Origin of the sequence: Caballeronia hypogeia, assembly GCF_001544875.2 — a bacterium.
Classification (GTDB): domain Bacteria; phylum Pseudomonadota; class Gammaproteobacteria; order Burkholderiales; family Burkholderiaceae; genus Caballeronia; species Caballeronia hypogeia.
The window spans coordinates 154316-171550 of the sequence record NZ_FCOA02000002.1; the positions used below are offsets into that span (position 1 = coordinate 154316).

18 protein-coding genes are annotated in these 17235 nt (G+C 62.6%); 12 read left to right on the forward strand and 6 right to left on the reverse strand.

What is annotated here, in order from left to right:
- Positions 1 to 41: 41 nt before the first annotated feature.
- The 5 genes from AWB79_RS03965 (at position 42) to AWB79_RS03985 (ending at position 3866) form a co-directional block, all read left to right on the forward strand.
- The gene (locus AWB79_RS03965) at positions 42 to 452 is read left to right on the forward strand and encodes a RidA family protein (protein ID WP_061166087.1); all 411 of its coding nucleotides are present in this window, start codon (positions 42 to 44) and stop codon (positions 450 to 452) included.
- A gap of 31 nt (positions 453 to 483) precedes the next feature.
- A complete protein-coding gene (locus AWB79_RS03970; RefSeq protein WP_061166088.1) occupies positions 484 to 1794 on the forward strand; it encodes a dicarboxylate/amino acid:cation symporter in 1311 nt (436 codons plus the stop codon).
- 122 nt (positions 1795 to 1916) lie between these two features.
- Positions 1917 to 2885: a threo-3-hydroxy-L-aspartate ammonia-lyase gene (locus tag AWB79_RS03975; protein ID WP_061166089.1), complete on the forward strand. Its 969-nt coding sequence runs from the start codon at positions 1917 to 1919 to the stop codon at positions 2883 to 2885.
- On the forward strand, positions 2839 to 3243 hold the full coding sequence (locus AWB79_RS03980) for an SDR family oxidoreductase (protein ID WP_082862262.1): 405 nt from the start codon (positions 2839 to 2841) through the stop codon (positions 3241 to 3243). The genes AWB79_RS03975 and AWB79_RS03980 overlap by 47 nt, the downstream gene beginning before the upstream one ends.
- 14 nt (positions 3244 to 3257) lie before the next feature.
- The gene (locus AWB79_RS03985) at positions 3258 to 3866 is read left to right on the forward strand and encodes a TMEM175 family protein (protein ID WP_061166090.1); all 609 of its coding nucleotides are present in this window, start codon (positions 3258 to 3260) and stop codon (positions 3864 to 3866) included.
- A 115-nt stretch (positions 3867 to 3981) separates the two neighbouring features.
- Here the strand turns inward: AWB79_RS03985 and AWB79_RS03990 are convergent, their stop codons facing one another.
- On the reverse strand, positions 3982 to 4860 hold the full coding sequence (locus AWB79_RS03990; RefSeq protein ID WP_061166091.1) for an EAL domain-containing protein: 879 nt from the start codon (positions 4858 to 4860) through the stop codon (positions 3982 to 3984).
- A gap of 352 nt (positions 4861 to 5212) precedes the next feature.
- On the reverse strand, positions 5213 to 6334 hold the full coding sequence (locus AWB79_RS03995) for an ABC transporter ATP-binding protein (RefSeq protein WP_061166092.1): 1122 nt from the start codon (positions 6332 to 6334) through the stop codon (positions 5213 to 5215).
- Positions 6335 to 6577: 243 nt separating this feature from the next.
- On the opposite strand from AWB79_RS03995, the gene AWB79_RS04000 reads away from it, so the two are divergent.
- Genes AWB79_RS04000 through AWB79_RS04030 form a run of 7 tightly spaced genes read left to right on the forward strand, consistent with a single transcriptional unit; the run spans position 6578 to position 13734 of the window.
- Entirely contained in the window at positions 6578 to 7948 is a 1371-nt protein-coding gene (locus tag AWB79_RS04000; protein ID WP_061166093.1) for an ABC transporter substrate-binding protein, read from the forward strand.
- A gap of 27 nt (positions 7949 to 7975) precedes the next feature.
- Entirely contained in the window at positions 7976 to 8905 is a 930-nt protein-coding gene (locus tag AWB79_RS04005; RefSeq protein WP_232470813.1) for a carbohydrate ABC transporter permease, read from the forward strand.
- A complete protein-coding gene (locus AWB79_RS04010; protein WP_061166095.1) occupies positions 8902 to 9783 on the forward strand; it encodes a carbohydrate ABC transporter permease in 882 nt (293 codons plus the stop codon). The genes AWB79_RS04005 and AWB79_RS04010 overlap by 4 nt, the downstream gene beginning before the upstream one ends.
- Before the next feature lie 34 nt (positions 9784 to 9817).
- Complete coding sequence (locus AWB79_RS04015) at positions 9818 to 10798, forward strand: sugar-binding transcriptional regulator (protein ID WP_061166096.1); 981 nt, start codon at positions 9818 to 9820, stop codon at positions 10796 to 10798.
- Positions 10799 to 10808: 10 nt separating this feature from the next.
- Positions 10809 to 11555, forward strand: coding sequence for an SDR family oxidoreductase (locus tag AWB79_RS04020; RefSeq protein ID WP_061166097.1), 747 nt, complete (start codon positions 10809 to 10811; stop codon positions 11553 to 11555).
- Between the two features lie 33 nt (positions 11556 to 11588).
- On the forward strand, positions 11589 to 12626 hold the full coding sequence (locus AWB79_RS04025; RefSeq protein WP_061166462.1) for an NAD(P)-dependent alcohol dehydrogenase: 1038 nt from the start codon (positions 11589 to 11591) through the stop codon (positions 12624 to 12626).
- A 34-nt stretch (positions 12627 to 12660) separates the two neighbouring features.
- Positions 12661 to 13734: an alcohol dehydrogenase catalytic domain-containing protein gene (locus tag AWB79_RS04030; RefSeq protein WP_061166098.1), complete on the forward strand. Its 1074-nt coding sequence runs from the start codon at positions 12661 to 12663 to the stop codon at positions 13732 to 13734.
- Positions 13735 to 13802: 68 nt separating this feature from the next.
- Here AWB79_RS04030 and AWB79_RS04035 read toward each other — a convergent pair whose 3' ends face one another.
- From AWB79_RS04035 to AWB79_RS04050, 4 genes are all read right to left on the reverse strand, one after another.
- Positions 13803 to 14168, reverse strand: a complete 366-nt coding sequence (locus tag AWB79_RS04035) for a VOC family protein (protein WP_061166099.1) — start codon at positions 14166 to 14168, stop codon at positions 13803 to 13805.
- A gap of 134 nt (positions 14169 to 14302) precedes the next feature.
- Positions 14303 to 15427 (reverse strand): VIT1/CCC1 transporter family protein, encoded by a 1125-nt coding sequence (locus AWB79_RS04040; protein ID WP_061166100.1) that lies wholly within the window; start codon positions 15425 to 15427, stop codon positions 14303 to 14305.
- Positions 15428 to 15542: 115 nt separating this feature from the next.
- Positions 15543 to 16106: a cytochrome b gene (locus AWB79_RS04045; protein ID WP_061166101.1), complete on the reverse strand. Its 564-nt coding sequence runs from the start codon at positions 16104 to 16106 to the stop codon at positions 15543 to 15545.
- Positions 16107 to 16188: 82 nt separating this feature from the next.
- The gene (locus AWB79_RS04050; RefSeq protein WP_061166102.1) at positions 16189 to 17190 is read right to left on the reverse strand and encodes a zinc-dependent alcohol dehydrogenase family protein; all 1002 of its coding nucleotides are present in this window, start codon (positions 17188 to 17190) and stop codon (positions 16189 to 16191) included.
- Between the last annotated feature and the right edge of the window lie 45 nt (positions 17191 to 17235).

Consider the following 17235-nt stretch of genomic DNA (forward strand, 5'->3'; position numbering starts at 1 on the left):
AAGCCCTTTCAGCCAACGCGATCACTCACGGGATCAAACGCATGTCCACACCAGCCCGAACTTCCGCCATCACTTGCGCCAATGCGCCCGACATGCCCCCGCCGGCCGGGCATTACGCTCACGTCTGCATGGCGAACGGATTCGTGTTCGTCTCGGGTCAACTGCCCATCGACGCCACTGGAAAGCCGCTGAGCGACGCGCCCTTCGATGCGCAGACGAAACAGGTCCTGCACAACGTGGATGCCGCCTTGAAAGCCGCTGGCGTCACGCGCGACGATCTGGTTCAGGTGCGCGTGTTCGTATCGGATATCGCGCACTGGCCCATTTTCAACGCGCTGTATGCCGAATGGATCGGCGCGCACAAGCCGGCGCGGGCCGTGGCGCAGTCCGCGTCCCTGCATTACGGCGCGGCCGTCGAAGTGGAAGCCGTCGCGCTGGCTTCGGCCGATTGACATCGATAAGAAAATCGAAGGAGACACCCTCATGAAAAAGTGGAAGCTTTCCCATTGGATCATGCTCGGCATGATCCTCGGCATCGTCGCGGGCTATGCGTGCCATCGAAATGCATCAGACGAAACCGCCGCCAAAGCCATGGCCGCCGACTTCGGCGTGGTGACGACGATCTTCCTGCACATGGTCAAGATGATCATCGCGCCGCTGGTCTTCGCGACGCTCGTTTCCGGCATCGCCAGCATGGACAGCGGCAGATCGATCGGACGAATAGGCGCGAAGGCGCTCGGCTGGTTCGTCGGCGCGTCGCTGGTGTCGCTCGGCATCGGCCTGCTGTTCGTCAACATCGCGAAACCCGGCGCGAATCTCAACATGCCGCTGCCGCCGGCGGACGCGGCGACCCATCTGCAAACGAGCGCGCTGAACGTGAAGGACTTTCTGACGCATATCGTTCCGAGCAGCATCGCCGAAGCCATGGCCGGAAATCAGATCATGCAGATTCTGGTGTTCTCGCTGTTTTTCGGCATTGCGCTGGGAAAGGTGCCGGGCGAACCCGGCGTGTTCCTTAAGCGCGCCGTCGATGGCCTGATGGAAACGATGCTTCTCGCAACGAACGCGGTGATGGCCTTCGCGCCTGTCGGCATCTTTGCCGCCATTGCGGGTGTCATCACCGTGCAGGGTCTCGGTGTGGTCGTGACTTACGGGAAGCTCATCGGCTGGTTCTACGTCGCGTTGTTCGCGCTGTGGACGGTGCTTTATTTCGCCGGGCGCGCCGCCCTGGGCCGTCGCATGCCCGAATTGATCAGGAAGATTCGTGAGCCGATGATGATCGCGTTCTCGACCGCCAGCAGCGAGGCCGCGTTTCCCGTGCTGACCGAGAAGCTGACCGAGTTCGGCGTGCATCGACGGCTCGTCGGCTTCGTGCTGCCCCTCGGCTACTCGTTCAATCTCGACGGATCGATGGTGTATCAGGCGTTCGCGGCCATTTTCATTGCGCAGGCGTTCGGCGTGCATATGTCGATCGGCACGCAAATCACGATGCTCCTCATCCTCATGATCAGCAGCAAGGGAATGGCGGCGGTTCCGCGCGGCTCGCTGGTCGTGGTGGCCGCGATCCTGCCGATGTTCCATCTTCCCGAAGCCGGCCTGCTGTTGGTGATGGGCATCGATCAGTTGCTCGACATGGGCCGCACGGCGACCAATGTGCTGGGTAATAGCATCGCCAGTGCGGTGGTGGCCAAGTGGGAAGGGGCGTTGTCGCCGGCCGGGACGCACCAACGAGATCAGGCATCGCCGAGCGCGAGTGTCGAGCCGGTCCCCGATTATGGAAGCGTTCGCTCCTAGCCCATCTTGATTGTTTGTCCATTTTTGGACATAATTTACAGAATCAGCCACCACCTGAGCAATGTGCGATCCTGCCGACGGACATTGGCCTTTGGTCGATCCAATTCACTTTCGAGTCTGACATGACTACTTTCGAGCTTCCCACTTACGCCGACGTCGAGGCTGCCGCATCCCGCATCGCCGGCTACGCGCATCGCACGCCGGTTCAGACCTCGCGCACGCTGAATGAAATGATGGGCGCGGAAGTGTTCATCAAATGCGAGAACCTGCAACGCATGGGTGCGTTCAAGTTTCGCGGCGCGTTCAATGCGCTCTCCAAGTTTTCGCCCGAGCAGCGCAAGGCGGGCGTGGTCGCGTTCTCGTCGGGGAATCATGCTCAGGGAATCGCCTTGTCGGCGAAGATTCTCGGCATTCCCGCGACGATCGTGATGCCGCACGATGCACCCGCGTCGAAAGTGGCGGCGACGAAGGGATACGGCGCGACCGTGGTTTCGTACGACCGCTACACGGAAGATCGTGAAGCGATCGGCCGGCGTCTCGCCGAAGAAAAAGGCCTCACGCTGATTCCGCCTTACGATCACCCGGACATTCTGTCGGGACAGGGCACGGCCGCGAAGGAACTCTTCGAAGACGCCGGCGCGCTCGATTATCTGTTCGTGCCGCTGGGCGGCGGTGGTTTGCTCTCGGGCACCGCGCTGTCCACGCGCGCGCTCGCGCCGCAATGCGTGTTGTACGGCGTCGAGCCGGAAGCGGGCAATGACGGTCAGCAATCGTTCCGCAGCGGTCAAATCGTTCATATCGATACACCGAAGACCATCGCGGACGGTGCGCAGACGCAGCATCTGGGCGACTACACGTTCGGCATCATCAAGCGCGATGTGAACGACATTCTCACGGCATCGGATACCGATCTCGTGAACGCCATGAAGTTCTTCGCGACGCGCATGAAGATGATCGTGGAACCGACCGGATGCCTCGGGCTAGCCGCTGCGCTGAACATGAAGGATGCGCTGAAGGGCAAGCGTGTCGGCGTACTGATCAGCGGTGGCAACATCGACCTCGAGCGATTCTGCGCGCTCGCGACGGCCTGAGCAGCATCGCCGGTTATGCGCGGCCAATGCGTTCGGGCGCATAATCGGAAACTGCCGACCGTCCGCCAGGGCCGCGCTGCGCCCTCTGGTGCGATCGGCGGGCGCCGAACTAGCGCCGCGCGGCATTCGCGTCAACGCAGTGAGTCCCGGACCGATCGCCACGCCGTTTCACGGCAAGCTCGGACTCTCGGAGAAACAGCTCGCGAATACCGGTGAAACGATCACGGCAGCGGTGCCGCTCAAGCGCTTCGGTCGGCCGTTGGAGATCGCGAAAGCGTCGCTGTCTCTCGCCAGCGACGATGCATCGTTCGTCACCGGCATCGAACTCGTCGTCGACGGCGGACTGCCCCAGTTCTGAACGCGTGGTGCCGCATGAACGATCCGGACGCGAACCTCGACCGTTTCAGCGCGCTCTCCGACGGCATCTTCGCCGTCATCATCACGATCATGGTGCTGGCGCGGAAAGTCCCCACCCGCAACGACGGACGCGCGTTGCTCGAACTCTGGCCCGATCTGGTCAGCTATGTGGTCAGTTACGCGTTCATCGCGGTCGTGTGGCTGAACCATCATGACGTCTTCAAGCACGCGGAATCGCTCACGAGCTTGCTGGCGTGGTCCAACTTCGCCAATCTTTGCTGGATATCGCTGATTCCGTTCACGACCGCGTGGCTCGCGTCGAGCAGGGTCGCGAACGTGCCGTCGACTGCCTATGCAGCGGTCTTTCTGCTCGTCGAGCTGACCTACATGGTTCTGATGTACGAGAGCTTCCGCCAGCGTCCGACGAGCGATGCAGCGACGCTCGACCAGCGACGCATGCAATGGATCAGGGCGTGGGTGATGGTGGCGTTATTCGCCTTCGCGGGACTCGCGTTCTTCCTTCCTGCGCTCGTGCGGATGGGTTTGCTCGGCGCGTTTCTGATCCTGCACACAAAGCCGGATTTGTTGCGCAATCGCGCGATAAAAACGCGCAGTTCCACGTAGAAGCCATAAAAAAAAGCCGGCGCAAACCGCACCGGCCAAGTTCTGGCTATACGAGGGCTGCCAGAAACTCTATTGGTCCGGACGATTCAACGAATCGCGTCCGGACCTTCGATCTTCACGCGGCATCCGCGAGCCGCATCGTGCGCGATCCGTCACGTCGCGCCGTCTTGCGACGCGCGATCGCGAGCCGCGCGCCGGGCACGTTGCTCATGCCGAAAGCGGGGCGCGCGAGAAAGAAGCCTTGCGCGAGCACGTGCGGCCATTGCGCGAGCCACTGCGCCTGCGCGGGCGTCTCCACGCCTTCGACGACGATCGCCACGTTCAGCCGCGTCAACAGCGCGAGCACGGACGAAAACACCATGCACGCGTTGGGGCTGCGCGGCGCTTCGGCGAGCAGTTCCTTTGCGATCTTGACGGTCTTGAAGTCGATCGGACCGAGCGCGGCGAGACAAGCGTAGCCCGTGCCGAAATCGTCCATGGCGATGCTCACGCCCTTGTTCCTGAAACGCCGCACGACCTTCGACATCGAAGGAAAGCGCGCCAGATCCTCGCTCTCCGACAACTCCAGCTCGATGCAATCCGGCGAAACGCCGTGCGCGCGGCAAATGTTCTCCATGCGCTCCGCGAAGCCGGGCAGCGCCGCGACCGAAGGCGGCACGTTCACGGCCACCGGATAATGCGCGCCGCCGCACTCGCGCCATGCTTCGATGTCCGCCGCGACGGCGTCCATCACGAACCATGTGAGCTCGAGCATGATCTCGGCGTCCTTGAACGCCTCGCTGAAAGCGCCCGGCAGCATCAGTCCGTATTCCGGATGACGCCAGCGAATCAGCGCCTCCATTTGCGCGAGGTCGCCGCTGTCGACTCGGTAGATTCCCTGATAGGCAATGCAGAACTCGCCAGTCTTGAGACCTTCGAGCACGCGTTGCCTGAATGCATGATCCGAGATCGGCGCGGCACCAGATGCAGGCGAGCCGTGTATCGTTCTTTTCATGCTTGAGCCATCCCCTCCCAGTTGGTCGTGAGTTGGGTCGCACGAGTCGTGCCAGATTCAACGGCGGTTGGCGCTTTGGCGTGTTTTCCGGCGGCGGCCGTGGCTGGGCAACGTTTGCGCGATGCCGTGCACCGTCAGGACGGCGTCTTTAACCGGTCGGTGTTGCGTTTCGAGTGTGGACGCGCGCCGGGCTTTGTGGGCTGACGCACATAAGCTTCGGGGCGCGCACGGCGTCCTTTTGCAGTTTTGTGCAGACCCGCGCCGGAACTTTTGTAATCCCGACTAGCTTGCGGGTGTCATCGGATCAACCGCGCGAGCGCTTTCGGAACGCCATTTCGTCGGCCGCTGACGATCAGGCAGTGGCGGTCTCGGCCACCGGGCGCATGCGCTCCAGCGCGCTGCCGTCCTCGCGGAACAGATGCACATGCCGGATGCTGAAGCCCGCATTCAGGCGCTGACCTTCGACGGCCGTGGATTCCCCCGAGCCCTTTACCTGAATCACGAGATCGTTCGGCAGCCGTACATGGAGCAGCGTTTCGCCGCCGAGATGCTCGATCACCTGGACTTCGCCGGTGAGACCGCTGTCGATATCGCCGCCGCATGCCTCGATGAAATGTTCGGGACGAATGCCGAGCGTGAGCGTCTCGCCCGCCTTCACGGACGCCGCCGCGAAAGGCAGCGTGAGCGGCTCGCCGCCGGGCAGCTCGATCGTCACGCCCGAGGCGTCCACGCGCGCCACGCGCACGTCCATGAAGTTCATCTTGGGCGAGCCGATGAAACCCGCGACGAAGCGATTGTGCGGCGTGCGATACAACTCCAGCGGCGAGCCGATCTGCTCGACGCGCCCATGATTCAGCACGACGATGCGATCGGCCATGGTCATCGCCTCGGTCTGGTCGTGCGTGACGTAGATCATCGTCGCGTTGAGCTGCTTGTGCAGCTTGATGAGCTCGAGGCGCATCTGGACGCGCAACGCGGCGTCGAGATTGGAGAGCGGTTCGTCGAACAGGAAGACTTTCGGCTCACGCACGATCGAGCGGCCAATCGCGACGCGCTGACGCTGCCCGCCCGACAGCGCGCGGGGACGCCGTTCGAGCAACTGACCGATCTGCAGAATATCCGCCGCCCGATGCACGCGCTCCTTGATCTGCGCCTCGGGCAGCTTCAGCATGCGCAGCCCGAACGCGATGTTTTCGTACACCGACATGTGCGGATAGAGCGCATACGACTGAAACACCATGGCGACGCCGCGTTGCGAAGGTTCGAGCTCGGTGACGTCCTCGCCGCCGATCAGCACTTGCCCCGAGTCGCTGCGTTCGAGACCGGCGATGGTGCGCAGCAAGGTGGATTTGCCGCAGCCCGACGGACCGACGAAGACCATGAACTCGCGATCGGTCACTTCGATATTGACCCCTTTCAGCACTTCCACGCCGGCGAAGGTCTTGCGGATCTGCTGCAGGTGAACTGCGCTCATACGTGTCTCCCGTTTTTGCTGCGGCGGCGCAGCATCGGACGCATCGTCGAATTTGTTCTTGACAACCTGTTCGCGCCAAAATATACAATTGTAAAACCGAAATTACAAGTGAAACGGCGCCCACGGTCCGAAGCTCGACACGACACTGTGACCGTGTGATTTCATGTTATTTACCGCAGGCAGAAACACGAAGGAATCGCACCCGCAAGCCGTACCCGCTCGATAAAAACCAAGGAGACAGGCATGAAGAAGCGCTTCATCCCGGCCGCGCAGCTCGGCCCGATCAAACACGTCGCGGCAGTCGCGCTACTGGCGGCCAGCGCAGCGTTCGCCGCATCGAACGCGCAGGCCTGGACTCTGAAGGAAGCGGCGCAGCCGTACTCGGGCACCACCATCAAGGCGATCTTTCTCGATCGCCCAGGCTACAAGGCCGCGCAGCAACTGATCCCGCAGTTCGAGAAGGAAACCGGCATCAAGGTGAAGTGGGAAGTGATTCCCTACGAGAACACGCGCGAGAAGGAAGTGCTGAACTTCGTCGGCGGCGGCGATCAGGACATCGTGCTGGTGGACGTCGTGTGGATCGGCGAATTCGCGAGCAACAAATGGCTCGTGCCGATCAAGAAGTTCACTGACGACCCCAAGCTCGCGGACCCGAACCTCAATCTCAAGGGCTTCTTTCCGATCCTGCTCGATTCCTTTGGCACCTGGGACAAGGTCACCTACGGCCTGCCGTTCGATAACTACTCGGGCCTGATGTTCTACAACAAGTGCATGTTGAAGGACGCGGGTTTCGACGAGCCGCCGAAGACCTGGGACGATCTGCTCAACACCTACGCGCCCAAGCTCACGAAGGGCGACAAGTTCGCGTTCGCGCTGCAATCGCGTCGCGGTGAGACGCAATCGGCGGACAGCTTCATGCGCGTGTTGTGGCCCAACGGCGGCTCGCTGCTCGACGCGAAATTCAAGTCGAATCTGATGTCGCCGCAATCGCAGGCGGGTCTCGAATATCGGCAGAAGCTCATGAAGTACATGCCGCCGGGCATCGTCGATTTCGATCACGCGGAAGCGGTGAACGCGCTCGCGCAAGGCCAGGTGGCGATGATCACCGAATGGTCCGCGTTCTATCCCACGCTGACGGACCCGAGCAAGTCGAAGATCGGCAACTGTCTTGCGATCACCACCGAGCCCAAGGGTCCGGCGGGTCTTAAGCCCGCGCTCGGTGGCTTCTCGCTCGCGGTGAACGCGAAGTCCAACGCCAAGAAACAGGCGGCCTCGTGGCTCTTCATTCAGTGGATCACGTCCGAGGCAATGGCGAAGCCTTATCTCGAAGCGGGCGGCGTGCCGGCGCGCATGGCCATCTATCAGGACAAGGCCGTGCAGGACAAGTATCCGTTCGTGAAGCCGATGGTCGAATCGTGGCAGGGTGGCGTGCCGGATTATCGTCCGCGCTTCCCGGAATGGCCGGCGATCTCGGAAGTCATCGGCGAATGGGGCAGCAAGATGATGCTCGGCCAGGTGACGGTGAAGGAGGGCGCGCAGACTATCGGTCAGAAGACCGAGGACATCCTGAAGAAAGCGGGCTATTACGACGGCAAGAAGCCTTTGCTCAAGTAAATCGTTCAAGGAACCGGAGGCGATCGAATGGCATCACCTGCAATGCACGCGAGAGGACCGCGCAAGCCCACGCGCTATTTCGGCATCCTGCCGCGTTCGCCCGCCTTCTGGTTCCTGATTCCCGCCATCGCCGCGCTCGCGATCATCGGCATTTATCCGCTGCTGCTCGCGTTGTATAACTCGTTTCATCAGTACAAGCTCGCGGATCTCGGTTCGGGCACGCCGTTCGTCGGCGTGGACAACTACGTTTCCACGCTCACCGATCCGACCTTCTGGGAAGCGCTCGGACGGACCGCGCTGTTCCTGTGCCTCACCTTGCCGATCGAGGTGGCGCTGGGTCTGTTCGCGGCGCTGCTGCTTCATCGCACCGAGTTGCCGTGGATGCGCGCGGCCGCCCGCGTGAGTCTCGTGATTCCGATGGCGACCACGTACGCGGTCGTGGGCCTGATCGGGCGTCTGATCTTCAACCGTCAGTTCGGCGTGGCGAACTATCTGACGGGCTTGCTGGGCATCCCGCCGCAAGACTGGCTCGCGGACCCGACGCTCGCATTCGTCTCCGTGATGATCATGGATATCTGGCAGTGGACGCCGTTCTGCACGCTGATTCTGCTCGCCGGCCTTTCGATGGTGCCGAAGGAAGCGGAAGAGGCCGCGCGGCTCGAGACGCCCAAGTGGAGCATGATCCTCTGGCATCTGCAGCGCCCGTATTTGCTGCCGGGCCTGACGGCCATTCTGATTCTTCGCTCCGCCGACATGCTCAAGATGTTCGACGCCGTCTTCACGATGACGCGCGGCGGCCCGGGGGCGGCGACGGAGTTCATCAGTATCTATATTCAACGCGTGGGCTTTCGTCTTTTCGATCAGGGCATGGCGTCCGCGCAGGCCATCATCCTGCTGATTCTGACCATCGTGCTGTCGCGTCTTTATATCCGCTTCGTGTATCGGGAGGCCGCGTGAGTTCACCGACTTTGCAGGCATCGAACGGCGGCGTTTCGCAACGCGCGAAGCGTGCGCGCGCCGCGCGAAAGCGCGCCACGGTATGGCATTTTCTGGGCCTCGTCGTCGTGTTTCTGTCCTCGGTGTTTCCGTTCTACTGGATGGTGACGACCAGCCTCAAGAGCCAGGCGGATGCGCTCGCGTATCCGCCGAAGTGGCTGTTCTCGCCCACGTTCCATCACTACTCGGCCGCGCTCTTCGAACACGATGTGGCGAGCAGTCTCCTGAACTCACTGATCATCGCGAGCAGCACAACGGTGCTTGCGATCCTGCTCGGAACGCCCGCGGCGTATGCGCTCGCGCGCTATGAATTTCGCGGCAAGGAAGACCTGTGGTTCTGGTTCATCTCGAATCGCATGGTGAGCCCGGTCGTGCTGGCGGTGCCGTTCTTTCTGATTGCCACCAAGCTCGATCTCGTCGATACGCACATCGTGCTGATCCTGCTCTATCTGACGTTCTCGCTGCCTATCGTCGTATGGATCTGCACCGACCAGTTCCGCAACATCCCGGTCGAACTGGATGAAGCCGCGCGTCTCGATGGCGCGTCGCCGTGGCGTGTGTTCTGGCGCATCAATCTGCCCCTCGCGATGCCGGGCATCGTGGTCTCCGCGATCTTCGCGTTCATCTTCTCGTGGAACGATCTGCTGTATGCGCTCGTGCTGACGCGCAGCGACGCGATCACATCGCCGGTGGCGGCGACGAGTTACATGAGCGGTTATGAATTGCCATGGGGCGAAATCATGGCGACTGGCACGCTGATCGTGCTGCCGATGGTGGTGTTCGCGCTGGCCGTATCCGGCCGGCTGGTGCAAGGGCTCACGATGGGCGCAGTGAAATAGAATCGCGCGACCTTCATTGAACACTCGGGACAACATGAGCAAGAGCGCACCGCCCATCGCGATCGCAGAAGCGGACGAATCCATCGATACCGAAGAAGAACTGCAGGCGCGCGTCGCGTGGCATTACTACGTCGGCAATCTGACGCAGCAGGAGATCGCGCAGCGCATCGGCAGCAACCGCGTGCGCGTGAACCGCCTGCTCGCCGCGAGCCGCGAGTCGGGCCTCGTGCAGATCACGATCAACAGCAAGATCGCGCCGTGCGTCGCGCTGGAGGAAGCGCTCGCGAAGCGCTTCGGGCTCGAATGCGCGGTCGTCGTGCCGAGCGGCGCGAACAACGAGGCGAACAACGCTGCGCTCGGCATTGGCGCGGCGTCGTACTTCGCCAAGCAGATCGTCGCGGGACAAACCATCGGCCTGGGATGGGGACGCACGATCCGCGCCGTGCTGCGCGCCATGCCGCAGCGCACGTATGCGGCGGTGTCGGCAGTGTCGTTGCAGGGCGGCTTGTCGCATTGCCCGAGCATCAATACCTTCGACATCGTGTCGGACTTCGCGAACATCTGCCGCGCCGATGGCTATCTCTTCGCCGCGCCCATTTACGTGAGCAGCCAGAAGGCGCGCGACGTGATCCTGCAGGAAGAGACCGTGCGCGAAACCTATGAGCTCGCACGCAACGCGGATCTTGCCCTGCTCACTTGCGGCGACCTGACGGAATCGCTGGTGGTGACTTACGGGATCGACAATCCGGAGCAGTTGCGCACGCTGGAGAAAGCGGGCGCGGTCGGCGACATGCTCGGTCATTTCATGGATGAATACGGCGAGCTGATCGATCATCCGCTGAATCGTCGCACCGTGGCGATCACGCTCGAAGATCTGCGCAGGATCAGGCGCGTGATTCTCGTGAGTGGCGGCAAGAAGAAGTTTCATGTGACGCGCGCTGCATTGCGCGGACGCTATCCGTCGGTGCTCGTGACGGACGAGGACACCGCGCGGCGGCTGTGCGACGAGCCCTGAAGACAACACCATGACCATCCACGACAGAAACCGCGAGTTCGCGGGCAAGACCGTGCTCGTCACGGGCGCGGGCAAAGGCATCGGTCATGCGACCGTGCATCTGCTGATCGAGCGCGGCGCGCGCGTGATTGCATTGAGTCGGAGCGCCGCCGATCTCGACGCGTTGAAGCGGGAGACGGGCTGCGAGACCATCGCCGTCGATCTCGCCGACGCCAACGCCGCGCGCGAGGCGGCGCGCGCCGCGCAACCCGTCGACCTGCTCGTGAACAACGCGGGTCTCGCCGTGCTCGAGCCGTTTCTGGAGACGAGCGCCGAGTCCTTCGACCTGACGATGAACGTGAACCTGCGCGCCGCGATGATCGTCGCTCAGGAGTGTGCGAAGAGCATGATCGCGCGCGGCACGGGCGGCGCGATCGTCAATGTGTCGAGTCTGTCGGCGAATGTGGGTTTTGCGCTTCACGCCGCGTATTGCGCATCGAAAGGCGGACTCGATGCCATGACGCGCGTGATGGCCAACGAACTCGGGCCACACGGCATTCGCGTGAACGCCGTGAACCCGACCGTCACGATGACGCCGATGGGCGAGCGCGCGTGGAGCGATCCCGCCAAGTCCGGGCCCATGCTCGCGCGCATTCCGATGAACCGCTTCGTGCAGCCGGTGGAGGTGGCGCACACGATCGCTTATCTGCTCAGCGACGATTCGAGCATGGTGAGCGGCGTCAGTCTTTTGGTCGATGGCGGATTCCAGTCCTGCTGATACCGCAACTCTCTCTCCGTGAAAGGAACGACGATGGAAGCACTGGTTCTCGAGGAAGCGAAGCGCATCAGCCTGCGCCCGTTCAGCCTGCCGCAGGTCGTGGGCCCGCGCGACGTGCGCATCAAGATTCATACGGTGGGCATTTGCGGCAGCGACATTCACTACTATCAGCACGGCCGCATCGGTCCGTTCGTCGTCAATGAGCCGATGGTGCTGGGGCATGAAGCGTCGGGCACGGTCGTCGAAGTGGGCGAGGACGTGAAGCATCTGAAGGCGGGCGATCGCGTATGCATGGAACCGGGCGTGCCCGACATGGAGTCGCGTGCGTCGCGTGAAGGCCTGTACAACCTCGACCCGAAAGTGCGCTTCTGGGCAACGCCCCCCGTGCACGGCTGTCTTGCGCCGTTCGTCGTGCATCCGGCGGCGTTCACTTACAAGTTGCCGGACAACGTGAGCTTTGCCGAGGGCGCGATCGTCGAGCCGCTGTCCATCGGCTTGCAGGCGGCGAAGAAAGCGGCGATCAAGCCGGGCGACGTGGCGGTCGTGCTCGGCGCGGGCACCATCGGCATGATGTGCGCGCTCGCCGCGCTCGCGGGCGGATGCAGCCGCGCGATCGTCTGCGATCTCGTGCAGGAGAAGCTCGATCTGATCGGTAGCGTACAGGGCGTCACTGCGGTGAATATCCGCGAGCGGCGCGTGCTCGACGTGATCCACGAACTGACGGACGGCTGGGGCGCGGATGTCGTATTCGAGGCGAGCGGCAACGAGCGTGCGTTCGATGGCATCGTGGATCTGCTGTGTCCGGGCGGTTGTCTCGTGCTCGTCGGCATGCCGCAGCGCGCGATTCCGCTCGATGTCGTCGCCGTGCAGATCAAGGAAGCGCGCATCGAGTCGGTATTCCGTTACGCGAACATCTTCCCGCGCGCGATTCAACTGATCGCATCCGGCAAGCTCGATGTGAAGCCGTTCATCTCACGCACGTTTCCCTTTGCGGAAGGCGTCAAGGCGTTCGAGGAAGCGGCGAGCGGCGTGCCGACCGACGTGAAGGTGCAGATCGTACTGGAAGAGTGATTACGCCATTCATATAGCCACACGGAGACACGTCATGGCCGATACCGAAATGACGGCGATCGTATGCCGCGCGCCGAAAGATTATCGCGTCGAACGCGTTGCGCGCCCCGCCGCCGGTACGAATGAAATCGTGATTCGCATCGCTGCGTGCGGCATCTGCGCGAGCGACTGCAAATGCTGGTCGGGCGCGAAGATGTTCTGGGGCGGGCCGAATCCCTGGGTGAAGGCGCCCGTCATTCCGGGACACGAGTTCTTCGGCTATGTCGAGGAACTGGGCGAGGGCGCGGCCGAGCACTTCGGGGTGAAACAAGGCGACCGCGTGATCGCCGAGCAGATCGTGCCGTGCGCGAAGTGCCGCTACTGCAAGTCGGGCGAGTACTGGATGTGTGAAGTGCATAACATCTTCGGCTTCCAGCGCGAAGTCGCGGACGGCGGCATGGCCGAATACATGCGCTTTCCGCCGACCGCGATCGTGCACAAGATTCCCGATGGCATCTCGCTGGAAGACGCCGCCATCATCGAGCCGCTGGCGTGCGCGATCCATACGGTGAATCGCGGCGATATCCAGTTGAGCGATGTCGTCGTGATCGCGGGTGCAGGGCCGCTCGGTCTGATGATGACGCAGGTTGCCCATCTGAAGACGCCGAAGAAGCTGGTCGTGATCGATCTGGTCGAGGAGCGCCTCGCGCTCGCGCGCGAGTATGGCGCGGATGTCACGATCAACCCGAAAACCGACGACGCGCTGGAAACCATACGCTCGATCACCGACCGCTACGGCTGCGACGTGTATATCGAAACGACCGGCGTGCCGGCGGGGGTATCGCAAGGGCTGGAACTGATCCGGAAGCTTGGCCGTTTCGTGGAGTTCTCGGTATTCGGCGCGGATACGACCGTGGACTGGTCGATCATCGGCGACCGCAAGGAACTCGACGTGCGCGGCGCGCATCTCGGGCCGTACTGTTACCCGATAGCGATCGACCTGCTTGCACGCGGTCTCGTGACCTCGAAGGGCATCGTCACACACGGCTTCTCGCTGGACGAATGGGACGAGGCCATCAAGGTCGCCAATTCGCTCGACTCGATCAAGGTGCTGCTCAAACCGAAATGATTGCGTTTGCAACTATCGGATGAAAAGCAAGCGCTTTATGCACTTTCCCTTTCGCCCGATTGCGTACGTCAGAAAGGAACCTCGCCCACGTGCCAGAGCACGCCCGACGGATCGAACACGAAGCCTACTTTCATCCCCCAGCTTTGCATGGCGGGAGCGCGCGCGGGGTTGACGGGAAAACGGCCGCTCAGCACTTCGGGGTTAATCTCGCGCCACCATGCATCGACATCGCGCACGAGCATTTGCAGCATGCAGTTTTCCGCGAACTCTTTCACATAGAAGTTCTGCAGGATGAAGCTGAAACTGCCGGATTTCATCATCGCGAGGTTCTCGTCCTGATGCGTGACGCGAAAGCCGAGTGCTTCATAGAAGCGTTGGGACAGCGCGAAATCCTGCGCGGGAACGAATGGGCGCAGCGCGAGAAGTTGGCTCATGAAGTCGATTCGTCGTGGAGTGAGCGCTCAGTGTAACGGCTCGCGTCCACGGGACTGCGCGGTTGTCCCACAACGCGCGTCATATTTACATCGCAAGCGATTCGCGCTGTAGAAGCGCTTACCGGTCCGCGTCCTCAGGAAAGGGACACGCCGAGCAGTCTGCCGACGCCGTACGTGCAGCCCGCGGCGATCATCCCGATCAACACCTGACGCACGGCGGAAAAGATCGCGCCGCGTCCATTGAACAGCGACGTGAACACCCCGATTCCCGCGAGCCCGAGTCCGCTCAACGCGATGCATTGCACGATGGCGTCCGTTCCGCTGGACCAGAGAAACGCGATGGCCGGAAAGATGGCGCCGACGGCGAACAGGGTGAACGACGCGAGCGCTGCGGTCCATGGATTGCCGCCGAGCTCGCGCGGGTCGAGACCGAGTTCCTCGCGCGTGAGCGTGTCGAGCGCCTTGTCCTTGTCGAGCATGATTTGCGCCGCCACGCGCCGCGCTTCAGTGGCATCCACGCCCTTTGCCTGATAGATGAGCGCCAGCTCGTGGCGTTCCGCATCGGGCATGTGGTCCAGTTCGTCCTTTTCTTTCGCGATCTGCGTGCGCGCGAGCTCGCGGGCGTTGGTGACCGAGAGCCATTCGCCGAGCGCCATCGAAGCCGCGCCCGCGACCAGTCCCGCGAATGCGGTAAGCAGCACGTTCCTGCTGTCGGTGCCCGCGCCCGCGACGCCCATGATGAGACAGAAGTTCGACACGAGTCCGTCGTTCGCACCCAGCACGGCGGCGCGCAAGTCGTTGCCGGAGGCCACGCCGCGATGCCACGATTCGGCCTGCGCAATCGCGCCGCCCTTGCTGATGCCTTTGCTGCGGTTCGCGACTTCCTGCACGATATCCGCGTGATGCCGCTCTTCCAGCGACATCTGCGCGGCGTCGGGCTGGCCGGCGTATTTGTCGCGATCGGCCATTTCGCTGGCGGCGACCGAACCCAGCACGAACTCGGGGCCGAAGACACGCGCGAGCGTACGCATGATGCGCGTTTTCGCCCCGAGCCGATGCGCACGCACGGACACGCCGTTGGCCTTGAGCTTCGCGGCCCAGATATCGGCGTGGCGGCGTTCGGCCGCCGCGAGTTCGCTGTAGATGCGTCGCTTGTCGTCCTGCCTTTCCGCTTGCGCGAGCGTGTCGTAGAGCGCGGCGCTATCGAGTTCGTCGGCGAGATTGGAGCTGAAGCGTTTCAACTCGGCCTGGGACGCCATCACGTCACCTTTGTCGTTCGTCTCATTGATTCAAGAGTAAAGACGAAGGACGCGCGCACGCATGAATAGCCCTATAAGACGCGGTGAGTGAGAATGGAATCGCGTCTCATCGTCGTCATTGTTCAGACCGCGCGCGATCTCCATGAGCCGGCAGCATGCGCCTCAGGGTTCCATCGCCCAGCACGAACTGATGGAACAGCGCCGCCGCGACATGCAGGCCGACGAGCGCGAGCAGCACCCACGCGAAGTTGCGATGCCAGTCGCCGAGCGCGTGTCCGATGGACGATCCGGCACGCGACAGCGGCGGCATCGGCACGCCCAGCAAGGTCACGGACCAGTCGCGCGACGACGCGTTCGCCCAGCCCATCAACGGCACCGCTATCAGCAATGCATACAGCAATGCGTGCGTGAAGCGAGCCAGCGTGCGCAAGGCGGACGGCAACGTGTCGGGCTCGGGCGGCGCGCCATGCACGCCGCGCCAGACCAGACGCACGACCAGGAGCAACACGATCACCATGCCGACGCCGAGATGCCACGCAATCAGTCCGACGGGCTTCGTGTCGCGATGCACGTCCGGCATGGTCCAGGCGAGCACATATTGGATGAGCAAAAGCAGGGCGGTGAGCCAGTGGAACGCGCGGGCGGGCGCGTTATAGACGAACGACGGTTCGTTTCGCATGGAACGGTTTCTCCGATGAGACGAAGCTCGGAACAAAAAAGATGAATCATCGGAGAAGAATCTTATCGGAAGCTTAGGGAACTCAAGAAAGCGCGCTGTCGATATCGACGACGATCTTGCCGCGCGCCGTCCCGTCCTGCAGTGCTTCATAAGCACGCTCCGCGTCGCGAAGGTCGAAGCGACGCGCATCGACGCGCGGTGCGAGCTTGCCTGCTTCGGCGAGTCGCGTGGCTTCGCGCAACATCTGGCCATGGTGAGCGCGATGTTGTCCGGTCAACAGCGGATGCAAGGTGAACACGCCCGAATAGCTCGCTTCGCGAAACGACAGTGGCGCGAGCGCGTGCGTGCCCCATCCCAACGCGCTGACAACGTGGCCGAAGTGCGTTACTGCCGCGAACGAGGCATCGAGCGAAGCGCCGCCCGCCGTATCGACGACGAGATCGAAGCCCGATCCATCCGTGTGCATGGCGACGTATTGCTCGACGGTCATCGTGCGGTAGTCGATTGCCGTCGCGCCGAGGCTTTCGACGTAGGCATGATCCTTCTTGCTCGCGGTTGCGAAGACGTGCGCGCCGGTTGCAAGCGCGAGTTGCACCGATATGTGACCGACACCACCTGCGCCGCCTTGCACGAGCACGGTTTGTCCGGCCCGCAGATGCGCGCGATCGACGATCCCCGCAAATGACGTGATGAACGCGAGCGGCAGCGCGGCGGCATCGCGCAACGAGAGGTTCGCTGGCTTGTGCGCGAGCAGCGCGGCATCGACCGATGCATATTGCGCGAGCGAGCCCTGGATGCCGCCGACGCCGCCCGTCATGCCATAAACGGCATCGCCCGGCTTGAACGTATCGACGCCGGCGCCGACCGCTTCGACGATGCCCGACATATCGATGCCGAGCACGAGCGGCAGAGGATGCTTCGCATGAGCCGCCGCGCCTGCGCGAATCTTCGCGTCGAGCGGATTGAGCCCGCTGGCGGCGATGCGCACGAGCACTTCTCCCGCGCGAGGCTCGGGACGCGCAAGCTCGGTAAGTTCGAGCGGACCATTGTGATGATGGAGAACGAGTGCTTGCATCGTGGACATGGAAGGCTCCTGAGCGGTTGATGACGGGATTCGATGCGCTCATAC